At 45.1% G+C, this 23,960-nt stretch carries 22 protein-coding genes and 1 pseudogene; 12 read left to right on the forward strand and 11 right to left on the reverse strand.

Features of this window, described 5'->3' with window-relative positions; all coding sequences use genetic code 11:
* The first annotated feature begins 64 nt into the window (after positions 1 to 64).
* From WC958_04635 to gltX, 5 genes are all read left to right on the forward strand, one after another.
* Positions 65 to 424 (forward strand): TraR/DksA C4-type zinc finger protein, encoded by a 360-nt coding sequence (locus WC958_04635; protein ID MFA5629515.1) that lies wholly within the window; start codon positions 65 to 67, stop codon positions 422 to 424.
* Positions 399 to 911 (forward strand): signal peptidase II, encoded by a 513-nt coding sequence (gene lspA, locus WC958_04640; protein ID MFA5629516.1) that lies wholly within the window; start codon positions 399 to 401, stop codon positions 909 to 911. The genes WC958_04635 and lspA overlap by 26 nt, the downstream gene beginning before the upstream one ends.
* A 9-nt stretch (positions 912 to 920) precedes the next feature.
* The gene (locus WC958_04645) at positions 921 to 1,826 is read left to right on the forward strand and encodes an RluA family pseudouridine synthase (GenBank protein ID MFA5629517.1); all 906 of its coding nucleotides are present in this window, start codon (positions 921 to 923) and stop codon (positions 1,824 to 1,826) included.
* 76 nt (positions 1,827 to 1,902) lie between these two features.
* A complete protein-coding gene (locus WC958_04650) occupies positions 1,903 to 2,436 on the forward strand; it encodes an RDD family protein (protein ID MFA5629518.1) in 534 nt (177 codons plus the stop codon).
* A gap of 255 nt (positions 2,437 to 2,691) precedes the next feature.
* Entirely contained in the window at positions 2,692 to 4,188 is a 1,497-nt protein-coding gene (gene gltX / locus WC958_04655; protein ID MFA5629519.1) for a glutamate--tRNA ligase, read from the forward strand.
* 229 nt (positions 4,189 to 4,417) lie between these two features.
* On the opposite strand, the gene WC958_04660 is transcribed toward gltX, so the two are convergent.
* From WC958_04660 to WC958_04690, 7 genes are all read right to left on the reverse strand, one after another.
* Positions 4,418 to 4,546, reverse strand: a complete 129-nt coding sequence (locus WC958_04660) for a hypothetical protein (GenBank protein MFA5629520.1) — start codon at positions 4,544 to 4,546, stop codon at positions 4,418 to 4,420.
* Between the two features lie 676 nt (positions 4,547 to 5,222).
* A complete protein-coding gene (gene mutM, locus WC958_04665; GenBank protein MFA5629521.1) occupies positions 5,223 to 6,032 on the reverse strand; it encodes a DNA-formamidopyrimidine glycosylase in 810 nt (269 codons plus the stop codon).
* The gene (locus tag WC958_04670; protein ID MFA5629522.1) at positions 6,016 to 6,636 is read right to left on the reverse strand and encodes a phosphatase PAP2 family protein; all 621 of its coding nucleotides are present in this window, start codon (positions 6,634 to 6,636) and stop codon (positions 6,016 to 6,018) included. The genes mutM and WC958_04670 overlap by 17 nt, the downstream gene beginning before the upstream one ends.
* 3 nt (positions 6,637 to 6,639) lie before the next feature.
* On the reverse strand, positions 6,640 to 9,369 hold the full coding sequence (gene polA / locus WC958_04675; GenBank protein ID MFA5629523.1) for a DNA polymerase I: 2,730 nt from the start codon (positions 9,367 to 9,369) through the stop codon (positions 6,640 to 6,642).
* Positions 9,370 to 9,412: 43 nt separating this feature from the next.
* Positions 9,413 to 10,561: a DNA recombination protein RmuC gene (rmuC, locus tag WC958_04680; GenBank protein MFA5629524.1), complete on the reverse strand. Its 1,149-nt coding sequence runs from the start codon at positions 10,559 to 10,561 to the stop codon at positions 9,413 to 9,415.
* Between the two features lie 886 nt (positions 10,562 to 11,447).
* The gene (locus tag WC958_04685; GenBank protein ID MFA5629525.1) at positions 11,448 to 11,873 is read right to left on the reverse strand and encodes a rhodanese-like domain-containing protein; all 426 of its coding nucleotides are present in this window, start codon (positions 11,871 to 11,873) and stop codon (positions 11,448 to 11,450) included.
* Positions 11,854 to 12,150, reverse strand: a complete 297-nt coding sequence (locus WC958_04690) for a DUF4342 domain-containing protein (protein ID MFA5629526.1) — start codon at positions 12,148 to 12,150, stop codon at positions 11,854 to 11,856. Before WC958_04690 ends, WC958_04685 begins: the two co-directional genes overlap by 20 nt.
* A gap of 174 nt (positions 12,151 to 12,324) precedes the next feature.
* Here WC958_04690 and argF point away from each other — a divergent pair, with 174 nt between their 5' ends.
* The 5 genes and pseudogenes from argF (at position 12,325) to WC958_04715 (ending at position 17,115) form a co-directional block, all read left to right on the forward strand.
* A complete protein-coding gene (gene argF, locus WC958_04695) occupies positions 12,325 to 13,263 on the forward strand; it encodes an ornithine carbamoyltransferase (protein MFA5629527.1) in 939 nt (312 codons plus the stop codon).
* Positions 13,264 to 13,278: 15 nt separating this feature from the next.
* On the forward strand, positions 13,279 to 13,959 hold the full coding sequence (locus tag WC958_04700) for a hypothetical protein (GenBank protein ID MFA5629528.1): 681 nt from the start codon (positions 13,279 to 13,281) through the stop codon (positions 13,957 to 13,959).
* Between the two features lie 71 nt (positions 13,960 to 14,030).
* Positions 14,031 to 15,329, forward strand: a pseudogene (gene der, locus WC958_04705) (ribosome biogenesis GTPase Der).
* Positions 15,326 to 16,027, forward strand: coding sequence for a glycerol-3-phosphate 1-O-acyltransferase PlsY (plsY, locus tag WC958_04710; protein ID MFA5629529.1), 702 nt, complete (start codon positions 15,326 to 15,328; stop codon positions 16,025 to 16,027). The pseudogene der and the gene plsY overlap by 4 nt, the downstream one beginning before the upstream one ends.
* A gap of 20 nt (positions 16,028 to 16,047) precedes the next feature.
* Positions 16,048 to 17,115 (forward strand): NAD(P)H-dependent glycerol-3-phosphate dehydrogenase, encoded by a 1,068-nt coding sequence (locus tag WC958_04715; GenBank protein ID MFA5629530.1) that lies wholly within the window; start codon positions 16,048 to 16,050, stop codon positions 17,113 to 17,115.
* Positions 17,116 to 17,594: 479 nt separating this feature from the next.
* Here the strand turns inward: WC958_04715 and dnaJ are convergent, their stop codons facing one another.
* The 4 genes from dnaJ to hrcA all read right to left on the reverse strand — a co-directional run bounded on the left by dnaJ (position 17,595) and on the right by hrcA (position 22,429).
* Positions 17,595 to 18,671, reverse strand: coding sequence for a molecular chaperone DnaJ (gene dnaJ / locus WC958_04720; GenBank protein ID MFA5629531.1), 1,077 nt, complete (start codon positions 18,669 to 18,671; stop codon positions 17,595 to 17,597).
* 199 nt (positions 18,672 to 18,870) lie between these two features.
* On the reverse strand, positions 18,871 to 20,787 hold the full coding sequence (dnaK, locus tag WC958_04725; GenBank protein MFA5629532.1) for a molecular chaperone DnaK: 1,917 nt from the start codon (positions 20,785 to 20,787) through the stop codon (positions 18,871 to 18,873).
* Between the two features lie 50 nt (positions 20,788 to 20,837).
* A complete protein-coding gene (locus WC958_04730; protein MFA5629533.1) occupies positions 20,838 to 21,359 on the reverse strand; it encodes a nucleotide exchange factor GrpE in 522 nt (173 codons plus the stop codon).
* A gap of 20 nt (positions 21,360 to 21,379) precedes the next feature.
* Positions 21,380 to 22,429 carry a heat-inducible transcriptional repressor HrcA gene (hrcA, locus tag WC958_04735; protein ID MFA5629534.1) on the reverse strand — a complete coding sequence of 350 codons (1,050 nt, stop codon included), beginning with the start codon at positions 22,427 to 22,429 and terminating at the stop codon, positions 21,380 to 21,382.
* Between the two features lie 233 nt (positions 22,430 to 22,662).
* On the opposite strand from hrcA, the gene WC958_04740 reads away from it, so the two are divergent.
* Positions 22,663 to 23,034: a hypothetical protein gene (locus WC958_04740; GenBank protein ID MFA5629535.1), complete on the forward strand. Its 372-nt coding sequence runs from the start codon at positions 22,663 to 22,665 to the stop codon at positions 23,032 to 23,034.
* Between the two features lie 99 nt (positions 23,035 to 23,133).
* Positions 23,134 to 23,958 carry an NAD(+)/NADH kinase gene (locus WC958_04745; GenBank protein ID MFA5629536.1) on the forward strand — a complete coding sequence of 275 codons (825 nt, stop codon included), beginning with the start codon at positions 23,134 to 23,136 and terminating at the stop codon, positions 23,956 to 23,958.
* Positions 23,959 to 23,960: the final 2 nt, after the last annotated feature.

The raw sequence follows: 23,960 nt of genomic DNA on the forward strand, positions 1-23,960 counted from the left end.
TATATTATTGGTCTTGGATATATTAAGCAGCCTTAGAGTGATTATCTTACGGAGGGGCAGACAAGTGAATATTGCGGATTATGAACCAATGAGGCTTCGTTTAGAGGAATCTCGTCAGCGGTTGGAGGATCAGCTTGAGCAATTGAAAGCGAGCCGTCCCACCGAAAACAGGCGCGAGGGCAGTCCCTTTGGTAAACGGGAAGAAGAAGCCACCGAGGCTGCCGATTTGGAAACTCGCATGGCTCTTGAACACAGAACTGCCCAACAGCTGGCTGAAACGGAAAGGGCATTGGAAAAATTTGCCAAGGGAACTTACGGGATTTGTGAAGATTGCGGTAAGCCGATCAAACCGGAAAGATTAGAGGCTTTACCGCAGGCGTTGTATTGTATGGAGTGTAATGTCAGAAAAGCAAGAAATATCTAAATTAAGAAGTTTTGCCAAGGGGTTTCATCGTAAGGGTTCGCTCTTTTTGTGCCTGGCGCTATCGATAGTGGCGGCTGACCAGCTCACAAAATATATTGTTAAAACGAATATGGCGCTTGGACAATCCATACCGGAGAGCGGGTTCTTTCATTTCACCTATGTTCAAAATACAGGCGCCGCTTTTAGTATATTGCGGGAGCACACCTTTTTGTTATCAATATTTTCGATAATAGGTGTCGTCTTACTGCTCTTTATCGTATTTTATTTAGCGGACCGTATTGATTTTTTAAAGACGACACCGGCTAAGTTTTCGCTTGGATTGATTATGGGCGGCACCGTTGGTAATCTTATCGATAGGTTAAGCTACGGTTATGTAATTGATTTTATCGATTTCGATTTTTTTGCGACCTTTAATGTAGCCGATTCCGCAATTACAGTCGGTGTACTGCTTTTGGCCTTTTTCTATATTCGCTCGGCCGAGAACTGACGGATTTTTATGGAAGAACAAATTTATGAGCTATCTGCAAACGAAGACGGCGAGCGGCTGGATAAATATATCGCCTCGGAACTTGCTGATATTTCGCGCAGTTTTATCCAAAAATTAATCACCGACGGTAAAGTTACAGTTAACGGGCAAGTTGAAAAAGCCGGTTTTAAGCTTACCGTCGGCGATAAAATTATTATTAATGTTCCCCAAGCGGAAACCACTACCCTCAAGCCGGAGGCAATTCCGCTTAATATCCTCTACGAAGATAACGATCTCTTGGTAATCGATAAACCGGCCGGGCTGACCGTACATCCGGCTCCGGGACACCCCGAACATACGCTGGTTAACGCTGTTTTAGCGCATTTTCCGGAATTAACAGAAAGCGGCGGAGAACGCCTGCGCCCGGGTATTGTACATAGATTAGATAAAGACACCTCCGGGCTGGTGTTGGTTGCTAAAAACAGGGCGGCTCTGGCAAACCTTTCCGAGCAATTTAAATCACGCTCGGTAACTAAAATCTACTTAACGCTTGTTAAAGGGCACTTAAAACCGGAAAACGGTCTTATTGAAGCCAACCTCGGCAGAGATAAAGGAAACCGAAAGCGCATGGCCATTACCGAAGAAGGGAAAGAAGCGCGTACCCGCTACCGCGTTATAAAATATTACCCCGAGGGTTATTCGCTGCTTGAAATAACACTTGAAACCGGCCGCACACATCAGATAAGAGTGCATTTGGCGGCAATCGGCTTTCCGATTGTCGGTGACGAAACATACGGGATAAAATCTCCCTTTATTGCCCGCCAATTTCTGCATGCCCATCGGATTGGTTTCTATCTTCCCTCAACCGAAAAATATATCGAATTCAGCTCCGAACTCCCGGCGGATTTACAAGGTGTTCTCGAGAAAATATCTTAAGGCGTTTACTTTCGGTTTTAGGTCACCGATAATAATCGTGTTAGAATAAAAGAGTGGGTTTTAAAAGGCTCTGATAATGAACAACAGTGAGGTGTATGAGGAATCCGGCGGAATTATTTTGAAGTTTGCCGGTTTTTGGCGTAGGTTTGCCGCTGCCGTAATTGATTTTGCCGTAATCGCAACGGTTATCTCCGTTTTTATGCCGTTACAGCACCTTGGATATGTACGGGTATGGGATCCGGATATCTTCAGCGGCATTCCGCATTGGTTGATGTTCCCTCAACTAATATTATACAACGTACTTTTAATCGTTATTATAATCGGTTATTTCGTTATTTGTTGGGTTTGGCGCGGTCAGACGTTGGGTAAAGTTGTAATGAATATTAAAGTTATTACCCCCGACGGTTCAAACGTAACTTTCCCGATTGCCTTTTTAAGATATTTGGGCTATATCGTATCTGCGGTTCCTTTATTTTTAGGGTTTATTTGGATTGCTTTTGATAAACAAAAGCAGGGTTTTCACGATAAAATCGCCGGAACGTTTGTGGTGATTGTGCCGCAACCGAAAATAAAAGAGGCTAATCCGAGCACAACGGGTGCCGGAGTATAATTTTTTAAACATTATTTTCCCGGCTGTGATATATTATTAGTGCAAGCCGTTTGGAGTAAAATGGGTGGTTTTGGCTTTGAACAATCGGAATGTCAAAACAGGAAATTAATCCAAGAGTATTGACTGCAAACCGAAAGTTATAAGCTATTAAGGTTATGCGAGCCGAAAGACCGCCTTTTAGGTTAATGGTATAGCGCAAAATAGAATAAAAGAATATAATTACCGTAATAAGTATTTTTTATATGTGAATGAATCATGAGTAATAACATCAGAGTACGCTACGCCCCCAGCCCCACCGGTTACCCCCATGTGGGTAATATCAGGACAGCCTTGTTTAACTGGTTGTTTGCCCGTCATCACGGCGGCAGCTTTATTGTGCGCATCGAAGACACCGATGTTGCGCGTACTGTAGAGGGTGCCGTTGAGTCTATTTTGGAAGGGCTGCGCTGGTTGGAGATTGACTGGGATGAAGGCCCCGAAGTCGGCGGTAAATTCGGCCCGTATGTGCAATCGGAGCGCCTGGATAAATATTTGGCCGCCGTTAAAAAACTAATCGAGCAAGGGGATGCCTATTACTGCTATTGCACACCGGAACGCCTTGATGAAATGCGTAACGAGCAAATGAAAAATAAGCAACCCCCGGGATATGATAGGCATTGCCGTGATTTATCCGTTACCGAAAACACCTTTAAATGGATGTCGGGGATTAAAAGGGTAGTGCGTTTTCGAACACCGGTTAGCGGTAAAACCACTTTCCACGATATCATCCGCGGTGATGTAACCTTTGATAATTCCACTATCGACGATTTTGTCATCCTCAAGTCCGACGGCTATCCGACGTATCATCTCGCCAGTATCGTAGACGACAACGAGATGAAAATAACGCATGTTTTAAGGGCGGAAGAGTGGCTTTCAAGTACTCCGCGCCACCTGCTGATGTATAAGGCTATGGGCTATAACCCGCCTGAATTTGCCCATCTGCCGATGCTTCTCGGTACCGACAGGTCCAAATTAAGCAAACGCCACGGCTCGGTTTCGATAATGGAATATAAAGAGCAAGGGTATTTGCCGGAAGCAATGGTGAACTTCCTTTCGCTTTTGGGTTGGTCGTTGGACGGTAAAACCGAACTAATGACCGTTAAAGAAATTATTAAAAACTTTACGCTCGGGCGCGTTAATTCCACCGGTGCGATTTTTAACGTTGAAAAGTTGGATTGGATGAACGGCGTTTATGTCCGTAACCTTCAAACAGAAGAGTTTGCAACAAGGGTTATGCCGTTCCTTGAAAGAGATTTGCCCGCCGAGGTAAAAAGACCGCTATCTTTAGAATACGTGACACAAATTGTGCCGCTGGTTCAGGAAAGGGTTAAAAAGCTTGGTGAAATAGCGGAACTAACCGATTTTTTCTTTAACGAAAACCTCGAGTACGACCCGAATATTTTGGTTGCCAAGAAAACAACACGTGAAACAACGAAAATAATGCTTGAAACGGCGCTTGCCGAGCTTGGAGAACTTGCCGAGTTTACCGATGAATCCCTCGAGAATGTTTTGAGGCCGATGGCTGAGAAATTAGAAGTTAAAACCGGTCAGTTATTCGGAACACTCAGATCGGCAACCACAGGGAAAGAGGTTGCCCCGCCGCTTTTTCAGACAATGGTAGTGCTCGGCAAAGAGCGTTGTATCAAACGCATCGGCGAAGCGCTGGGGGTTCTGGACCGGGCCAAAGATAAAACCGTCCCCGAAGAAAAATAAACCCCTTAACGTTCAAAATTGAAAGGGCAGAGCTCTTTTTGTCCATTATCCATCTTTACATAATTCAATCGGCAAGGGATATCTTTATTTAAAGAAGATTGCCGTACGGGAATACAGAACAATTTGTCGCAAAGGAATTTCTTGGGGCAAAAAAATAATCCGCCGAGCGTCTATTTCGGTTATCGGAAAGGCTCGGCAGATTTAATTGTTATTCGTGGGATAAGTATGCTTATCTCTTGCGGTTAACAAAAGAAAATTCGATTTTCTTGCCGTTACGCTTGGTATCTTTTTTATTGACGTTTTCGATAAATCTCTGCAGCTCTTCTTTTTCTGCCGCTGTTTCTTTTTTAGTAGCCATTTGTATAATTCACCCTCTTTCTGTCAGTTAAAACATAATTATAGCAGTTTTCCTGTTACATCGCCAAATATCGTTACTTGCAAGAGTTCTCTCTTTTTGTCATCCTGCTTTCTTCTCTTGTCATCCTGAACACAGTGAAGGATCTAAGAGGTCGAGAAATATAGACTATAAGGTCACTTCAGAGTCAAAAAAGAGGCAACGTCCTACCATAAAAATCCACACCCAAACAGTGCACTATTCGCCAACTCCCAGATTCTTCGACAAGCTCAGAATGACATTATTTTTGTCATCCTGAATGAAATGAAGGATCTAAGAGGATTGAAATACAGGCTATAGGGTAACCTCGACATCAAAAAAGAGGAATCGTCCTACTATAAAAATCCACACCCAAACAGTACACTATTTGCCAACCCCCAGATTCTTCGACAAGCTCAGAATGACAATAATAGTAACGTCTTTGCGAGCGTAGCGAAGCAATCTCATATAGATTAAATTCCTTGGAGATTGCCACGTCGTTCGCCAAAGGCTCACTCCTCGCAAAGACAATAGGTGAGAGCCACGTCACTCGCCTAGTGGTTTCCTCCTCGCAAAGACATTTTCTCTCGTTCGCCCTGAGCCTGTCGAAGGGCTCAAAGAACGAGAGAGGGTGTTATCCCGAATGACAGCAAGCCCCCGCTTATAGTTTCTGGCAGTCGGGGCAGAAATAGGTCCCGCGTTGCTGAACCAATGTACGTTCCAGAATGGTCCCACACTCCGTGCAGGGTTTATTTTTGCAGTGGGCAACCTTAAATTCTCTGTGCGCGGCCCCCGTTTCTCCGTCCGGTCTGAAATAGTTCGAAACGCTGGCTCCCTTATTTTTAATCCCCAGTTTCAATACGTCTTGAATTGCCTGGTGCAAGACCTTGATTTCATTAGCCGAAAGTGTGTTTGCCGGCTTTTTGGGATGGATTTTGGAAGCAAAAAGTGCTTCATCGGCATACATATTACCGATGCCGGCAATCAGACATTGGTCCAACAACAAAGCTTTAATTGCAGATTTACGCGTACTTAGAATTTTTGTAAAGGTTTGCGGTGTAAAGGCATCGCTTAAGGGTTCGACTCCCAGTTTTCCGATAACACAGTTACAGTCCTTTACCAGTCTTATCTTGCCAAACTTGCGCGGATCGTTAAAAAAAATATTGTCACCGTTATCAAGGCGGAATACGGCGCGGGTGTAGGGTGGGGGCTCGTCTTTACCAACCATCAGCGAACCGCTCATTCTCATATGTAAAATGAGGTTTAATCCGTCTTCAAGCCCGATTATTATGTATTTACCGCGCCTGTCTATACCGAGGATTTTTTTGTTGCGGATGCCGTCAAGAAATTCTTCTTTGGAAGGCTCTTCAAGCATTCGCTCCCAGTAGAGTGCAACATCTTTGATTGTGCGTCCTACAATATAGGGCAAAAGGTCATTTTTTATGGTTTCGACTTCAGGCAGTTCGGGCATTTGTTTTCTCTTTTCTTATGCATTTATACAATATTATAACAGGAATAACTATCAATATTCCGATTGTTAATCCGGCTAAAACATCGCTTAGCCAGTGCCTTTGCAGATATAGGCGCGACAGACCTACTAAAAGGATTAATAACCCCGCCGTAATTTGAAGCGCGACACAGATTTTTTTATTTTTAATGATTTGAGGCATAAAATAAATTGTCATTCCCATTAAGGTAGATGTAAATACGGTGTGCCCGCTAGGGAAACTGTTTTGCAGTAAATCGTCTATGGGCCTCGGGCGGTCAATAAATAACTTCAAAAAAAAGCTGATAACAGCCCCAATCCCCGGTGCCGCAATTATAAAAAGCGCTTCTGTTCTTTTTCCGGCAAGCCAAAAAGCGAGCCCCAAAAGCAGACCGGCAAATATGTAATAAGGGAAATCACCAAGGCTTGTAACCAGCGGCAGAATAAAATCAAGACACGGGGCTTGCGTTTTATCTGCCCAAACGCTGACGGCAATATCGCCGGGGAAGTTTACTCCTGAGGTAGCGGCAATAACGATAAAAACAAAAAAAGCAAAAAGAGTTAAGTACGAAATACGTAATATACTCAAAAACTATTCCATCTGCGCCCAATTTTTACCGATTCGAGTAGCCACTTTAAGGGGTATGCTCAGTTTTATCGCCCCCGACATCATTTCCTCGACCAATTTGCGCATTTCTTCTGTTTCATTTTCGGCGACTTCGAAGACCAGTTCGTCATGCACCTGTAAAAGCATGGCGCTTTTAAGATTGCGTTTTGCCATTTCCCGGTCTAAATTAATCATTGCGACTTTAATAATATCGGCGGAAGTTCCTTGTACCGGCATATTGATTGCCATCCGCTCGGCGGCTTCACGTATATTGTGGTTAGATGAATTCACTTCGGGGATAAAACGCTTTCTGCCCAGTATTGTTTGAACATACCCTAATTCGCGCGCTTGTTTTTTGGTTTCTTCCATATATTCTTTAACACGCGGGTATTTTTCGAAATAGGTGCTGATAAATTTTTCGGCCTCTTCACGGCTAAACTCGGTAGCTTGTTCCAGTCCGTAACCGCTCATCCCGTAAATAACGCCGAAGTTAACGGTTTTGGCCAGCCGCCGCATGTCGGCGGAAACATTCCCTTTTTCAACACCGAACAGCCTCATTGCCGTATCAGTGTGAATATCCCCGTCGTTTGCAAAGGTTTTAAGCAGTTCCGGATCTCCCGAAAGATGTGCCAGCGCCCTTAAATCAATTTGCGAATAGTCGGCGGATAGTAATTCATATCCGGGCGGCGCAATAAATGCCTGCCGAATTTCTTTCCCCAGTTCCCCGCGTACGGGGATATTTTGCAGGTTGGGGTCGCTTGAAGAAAGCCTGCCGGTAGCGGTTTTGGTTTGGTTAAAGCTGGTATGCAGTCGCCCTGTTTTAGAGTTAACCATTTGCGGTAAGGCATCGACGTAGGTTGATCTAAGCTTGGTTAGCTGCCGGTATTCGATTATCGGCTCTATAATATCGTGCTTATCCCGCAGTTCTTCCAAAACAGAGGCATCGGTTGAATAGCCGCTTTTGGTTTTGCGTATTTTCGGGAGCTCTAATTTTTCAAAAAGGATTGGTCCCAGTTGTTGCGTTGAATTGATATTAAAACGTTGCTCCGCTTCGGCGTAAATGGTCTCTTCCAATTCGGTAAGTCTTTTACCGAGCCTGGCGGATATTTCGGAAAGGAGGTCTGTATCGAGCGCAATCCCTTTACGTTCCATATCCATTAAAATCGGCACCAACGGCATCTCAACATCGGTATGAAGTTTACGGAGGTTTTGTTTCTCAAGCTCCGCCGATAATAATTTATCTAATCTGCCGGTATTATCCGCATCGGCACAAGCGTATTTTCCGGCAACCGAAACTTCCACCTGTGACATATTAATCTGTTTTTTACCGGAACCGATTAGCTCGGTAATATCAGTCATCTCAACGTCCAGCCACTTAAAAGCCAGTGCCTTTAATCCCAATGATTTCTCGCCCAAAAGGTAGGCCGCAATCATCGTATCGGAAGTAAGATTATTAACTTTTAGATTGTGCTGTGCCAAAATCTCCATATCAAACTTGGCGTTATGCCCCACTTTTTTAATCTTCTTATCGGCAAAAATGGGTTTCAATTTTTCGATAACCGTTTCAACGGCAAGTTGCTCTACCTGTTCCCAACCGATATGCCCGATGGGGATATAATAGGCTTTCCCTGTTGCAGGGGCTAGCGAAATACCGACCAGTTGCGCGCTTAAAGCGTCTAATCCTGTGGTTTCGGTATCAAATGCAAAAAACCCTTCGCGCTTTAGCACCTCTATCATTTTATCCAGTTTTTCGATTGAGCAAACAATCTCATAATCCGTTTCGATTTTTTCGGGCATCTCAAAACTAAGCTGGGCACACCCTCCCTCTTCCGCTTTTTCATCGTTTTCCTTCGGCAAACGGGAAAGCAGTTTTGTAAACTCGAGCTCGTGGAAGAATAAAACTGCTTTATTGCGGTCGAATTTATTTACATCCGATTCTTCAAGATTAAGTTCAATCGGCATATCGGTAGCGATTGTTGCCAATATTTTACATTTCTGTGCCAGCTCTTCGTTTTCTTCCAATTTCTCGCGCAGTTTAACGGGGGTTACTTCGTTAATACGCTTATAAATGTCTTCAACGCCGCCAAAGGTTTGAATCAGTTTAACGCCTGTTTTCTCACCGATTCCGCTAACTCCGGGGATGTTATCGGATTTATCGCCCACCAGCGCTTTTAAGTCGGCAATATATTTGGGAGGGACGCCGTATTTCTCTTCAACGGTTTCGGGTTCGTATAAAATCGTATCGCCGAAAGAGCTTTGTGGCTTGGGATAAAGCACCTTTACATTGGCTGAAACCAACTGCATCGCATCGGCATCGCCGGTAACAATAATACTTTCAATACCCTGTTCGGAGGCTTTTTGGGCAAGGGTGCCGATAACGTCGTCCGCCTCGTATCCGTCCATTTCAAAAACGGGAATATTAAATGCATCGGCCAGTTCGCGTGCCCTTTTTAGCTGGGAGACAAGATCATCGGGGGTGGGGGGGCGGTGAGCCTTGTAATCCTCGAAAATTTCCTTGCGAAAGGTAGGCGCTTTGCGGTCGAAAGCAACGGCATAATAATCCGGTTTTATTTCGGTAAAAATGCGCAGCAGCATATTGGTAAAGCCGTAAACGGCTTGGATTGATTCACCGGTTTTTTTGACGGTCAGCGGCGGCATTGCATGATAGGCGCGATGCACAAGGGCGTTCCCGTCGATAAGCAGTATCTTTTTCATACTCTTATTATAACAGAGTATAGCGGTGAGTTATAAAACCCTGCTAATCTGCTTCGATTTCATCGCTTTCTGTGCCGAGCTCGGGAAACTCAAAGGTTTCTATTTGTTTCTTGTCTTTAATGTCTATTATCTTATCCAGCGGTCTCTGAAGCCTTCGTGAGCGTGTGCCTTCCAGGTTCCCGAACTCAATATGGGCCTCTTCGATTTTTTTACCCATTTTTGTCATGCTTTCCTGGAACCTTTTCCATTCTTTATCAAAATTAGCAAAAAGAGACAAAATTTCATCGGTGTTTTTTTGTAAATTAAAATTGTTAACCGCCTGCCGAATCACCGCCAGTATGGCGTAAAGTGTCATCGGCGAACAAAGGATAACCTTATTTGTTAGCGAATAATTTAATAAATCGGCATCGTTTTCCTGTATAAAATAATAGACCTGTTCGTTGGGGATAAAAACGAGGGCGTAATCCACCGTATTGTTGTTGGGGTTGATGTAATCTTCTTTTTTGGCGACTTCATTGATTCTTCCCTTAACATCGCTTAAAAACTGGCTTTTGAATCTTTGCTTATCCGTATCGGATTCGGCATCGAGGTAACAGAGGTAGTTATTCAGCGGGAATTTTACATCCATGTTGAGGATCATATTATCAGGCAATATAAACGTGTAATCGGGGCGGGTGCCCGATTCTTTGCTGGTGAGCTGTTTGTTGTAATTGATTCCCTCGATAAACCCAATCATCTGCAAGACGTCTTCGGCCATTCTTTCGCCCCATTGTCCCCTCACTTTAGTATTGGCAAGTGCGGTTTGCAGTTTATTTGTTGTTTCTTGGAGTTTACAGGTTTGTTCCGCGGAATGTTTAAGGGTTGTATTTAATGACGAAAGGCGTTCGCTGTTTGTTTTATCAAGTTCGGTAATCGCTTTTTCGACCTTATCCAGCTCTTTTTTCATTTGTTCCAGTGTTTGGTCAATCAACTGTTTCTTGCCGTCGAGCTCTTTTTCTCCGATTTCGGTATGTTTTGAAAGGGTTTGGCCGGCCAGCTTAAGAAAGTCTTCGGCATTTTGGATTAAAACCCGGCGTGAGAGCGAGTCAAATTGAGCTACCATTTCTTTTTGCTTGGCGCGGTTAATGATTAGGGTTATTACCGCTCCGATAATAATTCCCGCCACCAACCCGATTGCAAACTGTATTTCCATCACACGCCTCCGTAACTTGGATAATCTCGGTCAAACTGAGTATATTACATCTTTAGCGGGTTAGCAACGCGAAAGGTCAATGTATCGGTCTCTTTGTCATCCTTGGCTTGTCGAAGGGCGAATGAGAAAAACTGTCTTTGCGAGGAGTGAGCCGCTAGGCGAGTGACGTGGCAATCTCCAATGAATTTATCTATATGAGATTGCTTCGCTGCGCTCGCAAAGACAAAGACGGTATTGTCATTCTGAGCTTGTCGAAGAATCTGGGAGTTGGCAGATAGTGCACTGTTCGGGTGTGGATTTTAAGGTAGGACGATGTCTCTTTTTTGCTTCTGGGGCGACCTCATAGCCTGTATTTCTCGTCCTCTTAGATCCTTCACTGCGTTCAGGATGACAAGAGAGGAAGGCAGGATAACAAGTGTGGTAACTCTTCAGCCGTTCGTGGTGAGCCTGTCGAACCATAACGGCGGTCGAGCAGTAATCCCCGTTTCGCCTCGTTCTTTAGACCCTTCGACAGGCTCAGGGCGAACGAGAGAAACTGTCTTTGCGAGGAGTGAGCCTCTGGCGAACGACGTGGCAATCTAAAAGGAATTTTATTTATATGAGATTGCTTCGCTGCGCTCGCAAAGACAATCCAAATTCCGAGTACCCTGAGCTCGTCGAAGGGTCTGAGCTTGCCGAAGAATCTAGGGGTTAGCGGATAGTGCACCGTTCGGCTACGGATTTTATAGTAGGACGATGCCTCTTTTTTGATTTCGAGGTAACCTCATAGCCTGTATTTCTCGTCCTTTTAGATCCTTCACTGCGTTCAGGATGACAAGAGAGGAAGGCAGGATGGCAAAAGAGGAAGGCAGGAGAACAAACCGCAAAAAGCATTAACCGCAAATAATCATGATACGGTAGGGTATCCCTTGCTGTTCCACTCGTTAATCCCGCCCAGCATATTGTAAGCGCTCTTAAATCCCAATTTTTGCATCAGATTGATTACATGGGCGCTGCGGTTGGCGGAACGGCAGTAAACGAGATAAGTTTTGTTTTTATCGAGCCTGTCCAGTTGTGCCTCAAAATCATTGGCGTAATAATCCAAGTTTAGGGAATTTTCAATATGGCCGTCGGCATATTCGGCAGGCGTGCGTACATCCAGGATTATGAAATCCGAGCGTCCTTTATTTTCTTGAATTAAGGTGTATGCGCCTTGAATGTCGATATTTTCAAACCCCACACCGAGCGATAAATTACATGACATAACAGAAGATAAAAGGACTGCTACGCCAATCAGCCCGATAATGCCGTATTTAGTCGGTTTTTTCTTCATTAATAGTGAAATCATCCGTTTGAATCGTCTCTTTATCTACTTTTTCAACCTCAATGGTGCACTCGGTTACCAGTGCGGCAAAAGCGCCGATTGCTGCCAAAATCGGGGCGGCAAGAATTCCGATTGCGGCAACCGGTGCGCCCACCGATAGGGGAATCTCGATAATCGTTTTATTATCGTGGATAATACGCACTTTGCGAATATTGCCTTCGTGAATAAGCTGTTTTATTTTCGATACCAGCTCATCGCCGGCGACTTTAAATCTTTCACTTTTCATATGATTTTGCCTCCTTATTAAAAATAATTGAACCGCGGCATAATGTCAATATTGACCATTCGTCTTTCCTGTTAGGGCCGGCTAACGGGATAAGTTTAATTTAAGTTTAAAATCGTTGTTAGTAAGCAGTGATTCGTGATATACTTTGAACATATCGGTCAGGATAGGTGTTGATTGAAAGGCAAGGATTTATTATCGATAACCGATTTAGGCAAAGAAGATATTCAGTTGCTGCTTTCGGATGCCGAGGAACTTAAATCCAAGAGATACGATTCGTCTCTTAACGGGAAGGTACTGGCGTTGCTGTTTGAAAAACCTTCTCTGCGGACGCGTGTCAGTTTGGAAGTGGCCATGTATCAACTGGGCGGGAAGGCAATTTATTTATCTCCCGCGGAGGTTGGTCTGGGCAAGCGTGAATCGATTAAAGACGTTGCCTCCGTTCTTTCGCGCTTTGTCGATATTATCGCCGCACGAACTTTTAGCCATGAAACACTCGAAGAATTGGCAGAACACGCTTCGGTGCCGGTAATCAATGTGCTTTCCGATTTTGAGCACCCGTGTCAGGCGCTCGCCGATGTATTTACTTTGTATGAAAGAAAAGGGGCGCTAAAGGATTTAACGCTTGCCTATGTCGGCGACGGCAACAATGTTGCCAACAGCCTGATGCTGGCCTCCGCAATGTGCGGGGTAAACTTTAGAATTGCTTCCCCCAAGGGTTACAAAGTAGAAGAAAACATGTTACATTTGGCTCAAACTTATGCGGCGGGAAGCGGCGTTGAAGTTGTTTGTTCCGAAGACCCCGAAAGTGCCGTTCGCGGCGCCGATGCGGTATACACCGATACTTGGATTAGTATGGGGCAGGAAGAAGAAGCGGAAGAAAAACGCAAGGTTTTTAGCGGCTATCAGGTAAATAAAAAGCTGATGTCACTGGCTAAAAAAGACGCCTTGTTTATGCATTGTCTTCCGGCGCACCGCGGTGAAGAGGTTACCGATGAAGTAATCGACAGCGCCTCTTCGGTGGTTTACGACCAAGCCGAAAACCGTATGCATATTGCTAAAGCCTTGCTGCTTTATTTATTGGGTGGGTTGGAGATACAACTGGGTTACAGATAGGAGGGGGTTATCGATATGTTTATAACCATACTCTCGCGCAGTTGGCCTTTAATTGTTATTACGGTCGTTGCAATTGTCGGCATAATATTGCAGTGGCCTATCGAACTGATGGCCGTTATAATCGGCGTTATTTTTATTGTCGGGATAACCGTTATTGTGGTCGGTGCCCGCGAAAAAGAAATCGAGCGCAATTCGCAGCGGTTAAAAGAGCTTATCGGTTATTTTGTGCGCCGTTTTATGGTAGATTCCTCTCTATCGATTTTTGTTATTATTGATACTATTTTTAAAACGGATAATCCCAAATTATGGGAATGGGCACGCGCCTGTGATATGTCGGCTCGTGTTTTTAATACGTGGACCAGCGGCCTTGTTGCCCGTTTAGAGGCCGATAATAAAACCAACAGGTTTAATATTTACCTGAGGGCCTACACAAATGAATTGTGGACAATTAACAATCTGTATTACGAGTATGTCGAGCAATTCTGTGAGGTCGTTGAAAAGATAGAAGTGCCCGAAGAAACGGAAGAACAGTATAAAAAATTTGCGGTGGAATATAATACCTTTGTTACCCAATTTCGCGAGTTGATATCGGAGATGAGAAAAGTCGCTCGCACCGAAATTGAGCCTCCCAGTATTAAAACCGCAAGGGAAGTCGTTCCTTTTAGAGCACAGTATTCTCCGTTAAAAAATAAATAGATCTTACCTTTTAGAAGGTTTTTTATTAACCTTAGGGGAAGTTTGGAGGGGTTTTGGCAAAGCCGTTTGTAGCTATTGTCGGCAGACAAAATGTGGGAAAATCGACACTTTTGAATCGTCTGGTCGGCAAGCAGCTTTCTATAGTAAGCGATATTCCCGGTACCACGCGCGACCGTGTCGCGGCAAGCATTTCGTGGCACGAAAAAGAATTTGTGGTGGTGGATACCGGCGGTTTGGAACTTGGTTCCGATACCGGCATGTCACAGGCGGTTAACCGACAGGTTGAAACCGCTATGGAAGAGGCAGATCTTGTTCTCTTTTTGGTGGATCTTAAAGATGGGGTAATCCCTTCCGATTTTGAAATAACCGATCTTTTACGAAATTCCAAAAAACCGATTTTACTTGTTGCCAATAAAGGCGATAACGATAAATTCGCCTCCAATGCGGTTGATTTTTATCAGCTGGGAGTGGGCGATCCGCTGGTTATCAGTGCCTATCACGGGCTTGGCATCTCCGATTTGCTGGATAAGATTATTTCCTTCTTCCCCGACGCCCCCGAGCCCGATACCTCCGAAGATGTTCCTAAGATTGCGATTGTCGGAAGGCCGAATGTCGGTAAATCAATGCTTCTGAACACCTTACTGGGAGAAGAGAGAGCAATCGTTAGCGACATACCGGGCACCACCCGGGATGCGCTGGATACATCGCTTGGCTTTATGGGGCAAAATGTTATAATTATTGATACGGCAGGTGTGCGGCGACGAGGCCGCATTGACCGAGGTATCGAACGTTACAGCGTGTTACGCTCTTACAGGGCAATCGATAGGGCCGATATTGTTTTGCTTGTTTTGGACGCTACCGAGCTTCTTGCTGCGCAGGATATGCATATCGCCGGTTATGTTCAGCAAGAGGCCAAGGGCATAATACTGATTGTTAATAAGTGGGATTTAGCAATGGATTCAACTGTTGCCGCGTGCGATAGAAATATACGGGGGAAGTTGAAATTCTTACCTTACGCCCCTATAATTCAAACATCGGCTCTGTTAAAACAGGGGATCGAAAAAATAATTCCGTTGGCTTTACAAGTGCATAAAGAAAGGCACAAGCGTATTCCGACAGGCGAATTAAACAGTGTTGTTCAGCGTATATTGGCATCGCATACTCCTCCCAAAAGTGGGACAAGGCAATTGAGCTTGTACTATGTCACTCAGGCTCAAACAAGCCCGCCCACTTTTGTCTTTTTTGTTAATGATACCAGGCTTGTTCATTTTTCGTACAAACGCTTTTTGGAGAACAATTTGCGCGAAGCATTCGGTTTCGACGGAACGCCTATCCAGCTTGTATTTAAAGCAAGAGGTGAAGAACAATGACACTTATAGTAGCAAAATTTATATTGGTTGCGTTTATCGGGTATCTGTTAGGCTCTATACCTTTCGGTGTGATTGTCGGTAAACGCAGAGCCAAAATAGATATCCGCAATTACGGCAGTGGTAAAATCGGCGGTACTAACGTTTTAAGGACCTTAGGCAGGAAGGCCTTTGTGCTTGTTGCAACCCTTGATATTGCCAAAGGTGCGCTGGCGGTATTTGTGGCCGGTTTAATTGTGGGAACCGATTCGATGGCAATCGGCGAATTTGGCTATCTTGGTGTGGTTTTTGCCCAAGCCTTAGCCGGTCTAGCGGCGGTAGTCGGTCATATTTGGCCTATTTTTGTTAAATTCAAGGGCGGCAGAGGGGTGGCAACTTTCCTGGGCGGATTGGTTGCCTTATGTCCGGCGGCCGGCCTTCTTGGCGGAGAAGCCCTTATTATAACCGCCGGAATCAGCGGCTATGTTTCTTTGGGTTCGATCATCGGTGTGGTAAGCGCTTACGCCGTTCTTATTCCGCTCACAATAATTTACGGCTTTCCGATTGAATATTTGGCTTATGTTTTAATATGTACGCTGATTATAATTTTTATGCATCGTGATAATATCAAACGACTAATTTCCGGAAAGGAGCGGAAGCTGGGACAAAAGGCGGAACGCAATGATCCCCAACCTCTCAGTAATTCCCTGAAGGACTGCTAAAAATCCTTCAGTAATTGATTATGCCGAAAGTTACAGTGGTGGGAACAACTGCCTGGGGGATTACCCTTGGCACGGTGCTTGCCGGTAAGGGGATTGACGTAGCGTTATGGGCAAGGACTGAAGAAGAAGCGGAGCGCCTTCTTAAAAAGGGCCCCGATCCCAGACAGCTCCCCAATTTGGTATTCCCTCCGCAAATTACTATTACCGCTTCCCCCGAAAAGGCTTTATCGAATGCAGTCGCTGTGATGCTGGTTGTTCCCTCGCAAACAATGCGCCAAAATCTGCTTTCTGTAAAAAGCTGCATCAAAGATTCAATGCTTGTTATTAATGCTTCCAAAGGCTTGGAATACGGCTCCAATAAGCGTATGTCTCAGGTGATTGCGGAAGAACTGCCATCCGCTTGTCATCGTAATATTTGTGTTCTTTCAGGGCCTAATCTGCACAAAGAAATTCTTGCCGGGTTACCGGCTTCGGCGGTTGTTGCGGCAGAGGATGTTGCGGTTGCCAAAAAGGCGCAAAAACTGCTGACTTCACCGAATTTTGCCGTTTATACCAACAACGACATTATTGGGGTGGAGCTGGGAGGCGCACTTAAGAATATTATTGCGCTTGGAGCCGGCATGGTTGATGGGTTAGGCTACGGGGATAATGCTAAGGCGGCTTTTATAACCAGGGGTTTAACCGAGATGGCGGCTTTTAGTATGGCATTAGGCGCTAATCCTCTTACGCTTTCCGGCTTATCGGGGTTGGGGGATGTAATTGCCACCTGTGCCAGCTCTCTGAGCCGTAACCATTACGTTGGCGTAGAGCTGACTAAAGGGCGTAAGCTTTCTGAGATTACTTCGACAATGGCAGGAATTGCGGAAGGGGTTGCTACAACCGCCGCCGTTAATGATATGGCCAAGAAATTAAATATCGAGATGCCGATTGCCGAGAAGATGTATCAGGTAATGTACAATGATGCCGAAGTGAAGCAAGTTATCGGCGATCTTCTTGGAGGAAAGGGCAGGCATGAACTTTCCGGCAGGCGTTGGGATTTCAAGAGATTTTTCAGACGCCCCAAGAAAACCAACGGCAACAGTGTCTAGCGATTGCTGTCGGATTGCAGTTTTTTCTCGCCTTATTTGTAATGCCTCTCTATGAGTTCAGGATGATATTTTAATTTGTCATTCTGAGCTTGTCGAAGAATCTGGGGGTTGGCGGATAGTGCAGTGTTCGGCTGCTCTTTAAACAGTGGGACAATGCCTCTTTCGTGATTCCGAGGCGACCTCATAGATTGTATTTCCCGTCCTCTTAGATCCTTCATTTCATTCAGGATGACAAAAAGGGGAAAGCGAGATGACAAGGGGGGTAACTCTTCAGCCGTTCGTGGTGAGCTTGTCGAACCATAACGGCGAACGAATAGTAATCCTCGTTTTCTTCCCGTTCGTAGTACCCTTTGACGGGCTCAGGGCGAACGAGAGAAACGTCTTTGCGAGGAGGGAGCCGTTAGGCGAGTGACGTGGCAATCTCCAAGGAATTTTATTTGTATGGGATTGCTTCGCTGTGCTCGCAAAAACGGAGAGAGTTACTTCTTTTCACTTTCCGTAAAACTTTTCTCGAGTTCTTCAAACAGTTTCCGTTGTTGTTTGGTCAGTTTTTCGGGTGTTTTAATAAATAACCTTACCAACTGGTCGCCTTTGGAATTACGCCGCAGGTAGGGGATTCCTTTACCTTTAAGCGTAAATACCTTACCGTGTTGACTGCCGGCCGGTATTTTCAGCTTTTCATCGCCGTACAGCGTCGGTATGTCAACCTCGGTTCCGAGGGCTGCCTGTGCAACATTAACAGATAAGTCGTAAATAACATTGGTATCTTCGCGGGCAAAGAACCGGTGCGGCTTAACATCAACGGCAACATAAAGGTCTCCGGGCGGAGCCCCTTTATCGCCGACATCGCCTTGACCGTTTAACTTTAAATTGGTGCCATGATCGATTCCGGCCGGAATCTTTAACTTCATTGTATGTTCTTTTCTTTCCTTGCCGGAGCCCTTACATTTGGGGCACGGGTCGGTAATAACACTGCCCTCGCCGTTACATTTGGGGCAAGTCGTAATGTTGGTAAACTGCCCGAAGAAGCTTTGCTGGACACGTTTAACCTTTCCGCTTCCGTTACAATCGGTACAGCGAGCAGTTTCGCTTCCCGGTTTAGAACCGCTGCCGCTGCAATTTGAGCACTGTTCCAAACGGCTTATTTTAATGTCGGCATCACAGCCAAGAGCGGCTTCTTCAAAAGAAACGGTAATTTTCTGTTGCAGGTCGGCGCCGCGTCTGGCGCTTCTGCGCCCACCTCCGCCGCCAAAAGCATCAAAAAAGTCCTCAAAAATACTGCCGAATCCGCCTCCGAATCCGAAATCTCCGAATCCCTGTCCGAACGTTCCGTCAACACCGGAATGCCCGAAACGGTCATAGGCGGCGCGTTTTTCATCATCCGAAAGAACGCTGTAGGCTTCGTTGATTTCTTTAAACTGCGCCTCTGAGTTATCCCCTTGGTTATGGTCGGGGTGATACTGAAAGGCTAATTTTCGAAAAGCTTTTTTTATTTCATCGGCGTTAGCATTTTTGTTAACCCCGAGAACCTCGTAGTAATCTTTTTTTGATGCCATAATTTATTGGTTTCCGTCCTCTTGTTTGCTTAGTTGCATTTTGTTTGCTTTAAAATAAGAAGTGTTTCTTTTTAGGTCAATCCGATAATTATATACCATTAAGGCCCTGATACTCCAGCAAACACGTTGCATTTTAAAAAAAGAGGAGCGGAACGTTTTATAAAATCACAGTTCCGCCCCCCTTTGAGTTTGAGGTTAATTATACCTCGCGGAATTCTCCTTCTACCGTGCCCTCGTCATCCTTTTTGGAATCGTCTTCCGCATCTGCGGATTCGGCGCCCGGTTCGGATTGTCCGTCTTGTTGTCCGTACACAGCGGCTCCCGCTTTTTGCATAATCTCGGAAAGCTCCTGTGTTTTCGCTTTAATGTCGTCCGTATCGGAACCCTGGAGCGCCGAACGTAACGTGGCTATCTTTTCTTCAATTTCTTTCCTGGTATCTTCAGGAATCTTATCCTTATTATCGTTTAACATCTTTTCGGCACTGTAAGCCATATTGTCGCCGGTATTTTTAGCCTCTACTTCTTCTTTCTTCTTGACGTCTTCGGCGGCATGGGCTTCAGCATCGCGCTGCATCTTTTCAATATCTTCTTTACTGAGTCCGCTTGAAGCGGTAATCGTAATCTTCTGCTCCTTACCGGTGCCCTTATCTTTGGCCTTAACGCTAAGAATGCCGTTAGCATCAATATCGAAACTAACCTCAACCTGCGGGATGCCGCGCGGGGCAGGGAGGATTCCGTCTAACATAAAGCGGCCCAAAGTTCGGTTATCGTTGGCCATGGGACGCTCGCCCTGTAAAACGTGAATTTCAACGCTGGGCTGGTTATCCGCCGCGGTACTAAAGACCTGCGTTTTGGAGGTCGGGATGGTAGTATTGCGATTAATTAACGGTGTCGCAACTCCGCCCAGGGTTTCAATGCCTAAAGTCAGCGGGGTAACATCTAACAGCAATACGTCTTTAACTTCACCCTTTAGCACGCCGGCTTGAATAGCGGCGCCGATAGCAACCACTTCATCGGGGTTTACGCCTTTATTGGGTTCTTTCCCGAAGAATTGTTTAACTTTTTCCTGTACCAGTGGCATTCTGGTCTGCCCTCCGACAAGTACAACCTCATCTATCTGTGCAGGTTTCTTATCAGCATCCGCAAGCGCCTGTTTACAAGGTATTAATGTTTTTTCAACCAGGTCCATTACCAACTGCTCAAGTTTGGCTCTGGTCATTGTTATATTTAAGTGCTTCGGCCCGCTGGAATCAGCTGTAATAAACGGGAGGTTAACTTCCGCGCTTTGGACGCTTGAAAGTTCTATCTTTACCTTTTCGGCGGCTTCCTTCAAACGCTGTAGGGCAGTCTTATCGCCGGATAGGTCAATGCCTTGATCCTTTTTAAACTCGTCAATTAACCAATCTATAATCCTTTGGTCAAAGTCGTCACCGCCAAGATGTGTATCGCCGTTGGTGGATTTAACCTGGAAAGTACCGTCTCCGATTTCAAGTATTGAAACGTCGAAAGTACCGCCGCCGAGGTCATAAACGGCGATGGTTTCATCTTTTTTCTTGTCCAAACCGTATGCCAATGATGCGGCGGTCGGTTCGTTAATAATTCTTAAAACATTAAGACCCGCAATTTTACCGGCATCTTTGGTGGCTTGCCTTTGGGCATCGTTAAAGTAAGCCGGTACGGTAATAACCGCATCGGTAACCTTTTCACCTAAGTAGGCTTCGGCGTCCGCTTTAAGTTTTTGCAAAATCATCGCGGAAATTTCGGGCGGAGTGTAATCCTGTCCACCCATTGCTACTTTTACTTCGTCGTTAGCGCCTTTGGAAACCTTATAGGTTTTTCTTTTGGCGTCTTCTTCCACCGTAAGTTCGCGTCCTGCCGGTTCGTTCCACTTGCGCCCCATAAAACGTTTAATACTGTAGAGGGTGTTTCCCGGATTTATGATTGCCTGACGCTTCGCAATTTGTCCGACTAATCTCTCACCGGTTTTGCTGACTGCGACAAAAGAAGGGACGGTATTGCCTCCTTCCGACGAAGGAATGACTACCGGCTCTCCGCCTTGCATCACAGCCACTTCACTAAAAGTGGTTCCCAGATCGATTCCTATAGCCTTTGCCATGTTTTTTGATACTCCTCCTTAAAATAAGCTTAAAACTTTTACTTTTTAGATTACTTTTCACCGTTCCCGACTGTTACCATAGCCGGTCGGATTACTCTGTCGTATAATTTATAACCCTTTTGCAATTCATTAATTATAATTCCGTCTTCGCCGTTAACGTGCAGAGCGGCTTCATGCAGTTTGGGATCAAAAGCCTCTCCCTCGGTCTTAACTGCTTTAACCCCTTGGCTCTCTAAGGCGCTGTTAAACTTGCGTTCTATTAATTTTATTCCTTCTACCCAGGGTAAATTTTTTGCATCTTCCGGAACAGAACCTAAAGCCCTTTGCAAATCATCAAGCACCGGAAGAATCGCTGCCAGAAGTATTGAGTTGCCGAATTTAATTGTTTCTTCCTTCTCTTGTTCCGCACGCCTTTTGTAATTAATAAAGTCGGCCTGCGTTCGCTTCCAGTTTTCCAGATAGGTCTCGGCTTCGTTTTTCTCGTTTTGTTGAGGGTTGTCGCCGGCTGTTTCTTTCTGCATATTTTCTAAATCTTGATCCTCTGTTTTTTCACTCTGGTTTTCTTTTTTCATAATTTAATATACTCCGGACGTCAATTGTTTTTGGGGTCCTCCTTATTATTTTGAGTTTCCCCGCCGTACAGGTCGGATATAAGTTTACTCATCATTGACGACATAAAATTAATAACCGCAATAGTTCTGCCGTAGTGCATACGCGTCGGCCCAACCACCCCGATAGTCCCGGTTGCTTCATCCGGTATCCCGTAACGGCTAAGGACAACGCTGAAGTTTTGAATTGATTCAGCCCTGTTCTCTTTTCCGATAATAACTTGTACTCCGCGCTCGTTAGGCTGATTTTCAAGCATTGCTTCCATTAATTTGCGCTGTTCCACCAGTCCAATTAGATTAGATATGCGGCTTCCCGTGTTGAATTCGGGCTGGTTCATCAGATAGTAGAGCCCATCGATGTATGAATCATCGTTACTGCGCTCGTCCTCCGTTTGCATCAATTTAATGATACAATCGGTCACCTTTAGTTCATCGGGCGATAACCCGATGCGCTTTTTGGCTATCTGCAAGGCGGACAATCCGGCGTATTTTTTAACCGCTTCATCTGCCATGTTTCTGAGTTTTTCATGGGTAACCGGCTGTTCAAAGTTAATCAGCTGTTGCCTTACAACGGCTCCTCTGAGCACCAATACCGCAAGCGCCAAGTGGTCCTGCAATGAAACCAGTTCCATATGCCTAAAACGGCAGGACGGCGGTTTAGGGGTTGTCATTACGGCAATATTTTGAACTTGCTGTGCCAGTAAAGTTACCGCTAACGCAAGCCACTGCTCAATACTTTCTTCAACCTGATGGAACATATGACTTATCAGGCGTTGTTCTTCCAGTGGTAAATCGACATAGCTTAAGTTTTCAACATAAAAGCGATACCCCTTATCAGAGGGGATACTGCCGGCGGCATGGTGCGGCCGAATTATGTATCCGGCATCCTCCAAAGTAACCATTTCGTTGCGGATGGTTGCCGAGCTGACGTTCAATCCGCAATCGGTAACGACGCTTGCCGATGATACCGGCATCGCTCGAGATATGTATTGTCTGGTGATGGATCTTAATATTGCCGCCGTTCTATTGTCCAATCCCTTAACCTCCGTTAGCAATCAGGCCATTAGATTGCTAAAGTAATCATAATTTAGCATTTTAGAGGGGGATTTGTCAAGCGACTTTAACAATATTTTATAAACTTGATGATGCTTTTCTTTGCAGTCTCTTTTTTCAAACAAAAAATCGGTTGCCGCTAATTAATTTAACCTTTTTTATCCGATATGCTATGCTATATTAGTTATAAAAGCGGGTTTTACGCGGAGAATTAATGAGAATCGGGTTTTTGGAAATAGGCATAATACTTGCCGTTGTTATGGTTTTCTTTGGCATATCGCGCTTATCAAAGGCCGGCAGCGGTAATAATCAAAAATATGTAAGATACACCCCCGAAGAGGAAGCGTCTATTAGGGAGAGGCGGTTGGCGCTGATAGCGGCGCAAGAGGCCGAAGACGAAATCATTCGGAAGAAACGGCGTTCAAGTGCCAGGATGATTGGTTTGGTCCTTATAGGGTTGGGGATTCTGGCAATCTTTTATCTTCTTTTTATTATCAAGTGGGTCGCTACCAGTCCTTTATGGATATGGGGTGTTGTTGTTGTGTTTATCGGCGCTGTGATTGTATACTCGGCACGGGGTAAGTAAACCTAGTTTCGGCCGCAGACGGCCACGCCGAGGTTACACTTTTTCTTTATTACGAACAATTGATTATCAATATTATTTATATGTAAATAGGGTTGGCAGATGAAAAGATTCGGGATTGTTTATCATCCGTTAAACGAAAATGCTCCGGCGCTTGCCGTTGAGATCGAATCGTTTCTGTTATCCAAGGGGGTTTCCACTTGGCTTTGTTCGTCATGGGAGGGAGATGCCCTTCAAGAAAATCTGCCGCTAATGGATTTTGTTATTACGGTTGGCGGAGACGGCACAATCCTCAGAACCGCACAAGCTATTGTTCCGCATGCTATCCCGATTATCGGTGTTAACCTCGGAAAAATCGGTTATTTAACGGAAATAGAGCCTGATGAAGCACTGGAAAAAATAGCTTTAATACTGGACGGCGGCGGTCGAACGGACGAGAGGGCAATGTTGGAAGCCCGCCTTTTTGACGACCAAAATTGTGAAATCAGCTCATTTAAGATATTAAACGATGTTGTTGTTGCCCGCGGGGAGATTGCCCGGATTATAAACGTAACAGCCTATGTCGACGGCGAGATGCTCACAACTTACAGGTCTGACGGGGTTATTTGCGCTACCGCTACGGGGAGTACAGGCTATTCGATGGCAGCCGGCGGTCCGATATTGCATCCTCAATCCTCGGATTACTTGTTGGTGCCGATTGTGGCGCATATGAGTTTTAATAAAATACTTATTATCTCCCCCGAATCGGTGGTTCGTTTGCGGCTATCGCCGATACACAAGGCCATTTTAAGCATTGACGGGCATATCGGTTTACCCGTTGAAGAAGGGTGGTCAATCGAAGTCAGCCACAGCAAGGTAAAAACGTGTTTTCATAGGATTAACCCCAAAGGGTTTTATGCCGGTTTGGAGCAGAAAATAAAGAGGTAAAT

The sequence above is a fragment of the Dehalococcoidales bacterium genome (assembly GCA_041656115.1).
In the GTDB taxonomy this organism is placed as follows: Bacteria; Chloroflexota; Dehalococcoidia; order Dehalococcoidales; family UBA5627; genus UBA5627.

Excerpts from the sequence above, each read along its gene's own strand:
- lspA (MFA5629516.1), top strand. The coding sequence starts at position 399 with ATGTCAGAAAAGCAAGAAATATCTAAATTAAGAAGTTTTGCCAAGGGG.
- WC958_04645 (MFA5629517.1), top strand. The coding sequence starts at position 921 with ATGGAAGAACAAATTTATGAGCTATCTGCAAACGAAGACGGCGAGCGG.
- WC958_04650 (MFA5629518.1), top strand. The coding sequence starts at position 1,903 with ATGAACAACAGTGAGGTGTATGAGGAATCCGGCGGAATTATTTTGAAG.
- gltX (MFA5629519.1), top strand. The coding sequence starts at position 2,692 with ATGAGTAATAACATCAGAGTACGCTACGCCCCCAGCCCCACCGGTTAC.
- WC958_04660 (MFA5629520.1), bottom strand. The coding sequence starts at position 4,546 with ATGGCTACTAAAAAAGAAACAGCGGCAGAAAAAGAAGAGCTGCAGAGA.
- mutM (MFA5629521.1), bottom strand. The coding sequence starts at position 6,032 with ATGCCCGAACTGCCTGAAGTCGAAACCATAAAAAATGACCTTTTGCCC.
- polA (MFA5629523.1), bottom strand. The coding sequence starts at position 9,369 with ATGAAAAAGATACTGCTTATCGACGGGAACGCCCTTGTGCATCGCGCC.
- rmuC (MFA5629524.1), bottom strand. The coding sequence starts at position 10,561 with ATGGAAATACAGTTTGCAATCGGGTTGGTGGCGGGAATTATTATCGGA.
- WC958_04685 (MFA5629525.1), bottom strand. The coding sequence starts at position 11,873 with ATGAAGAAAAAACCGACTAAATACGGCATTATCGGGCTGATTGGCGTA.
- WC958_04690 (MFA5629526.1), bottom strand. The coding sequence starts at position 12,150 with ATGAAAAGTGAAAGATTTAAAGTCGCCGGCGATGAGCTGGTATCGAAA.
- WC958_04700 (MFA5629528.1), top strand. The coding sequence starts at position 13,279 with ATGTTTATAACCATACTCTCGCGCAGTTGGCCTTTAATTGTTATTACG.
- plsY (MFA5629529.1), top strand. The coding sequence starts at position 15,326 with ATGACACTTATAGTAGCAAAATTTATATTGGTTGCGTTTATCGGGTAT.
- WC958_04715 (MFA5629530.1), top strand. The coding sequence starts at position 16,048 with ATGCCGAAAGTTACAGTGGTGGGAACAACTGCCTGGGGGATTACCCTT.
- dnaJ (MFA5629531.1), bottom strand. The coding sequence starts at position 18,671 with ATGGCATCAAAAAAAGATTACTACGAGGTTCTCGGGGTTAACAAAAAT.
- dnaK (MFA5629532.1), bottom strand. The coding sequence starts at position 20,787 with ATGGCAAAGGCTATAGGAATCGATCTGGGAACCACTTTTAGTGAAGTG.
- WC958_04730 (MFA5629533.1), bottom strand. The coding sequence starts at position 21,359 with ATGAAAAAAGAAAACCAGAGTGAAAAAACAGAGGATCAAGATTTAGAA.
- WC958_04740 (MFA5629535.1), top strand. The coding sequence starts at position 22,663 with ATGAGAATCGGGTTTTTGGAAATAGGCATAATACTTGCCGTTGTTATG.
- WC958_04745 (MFA5629536.1), top strand. The coding sequence starts at position 23,134 with ATGAAAAGATTCGGGATTGTTTATCATCCGTTAAACGAAAATGCTCCG.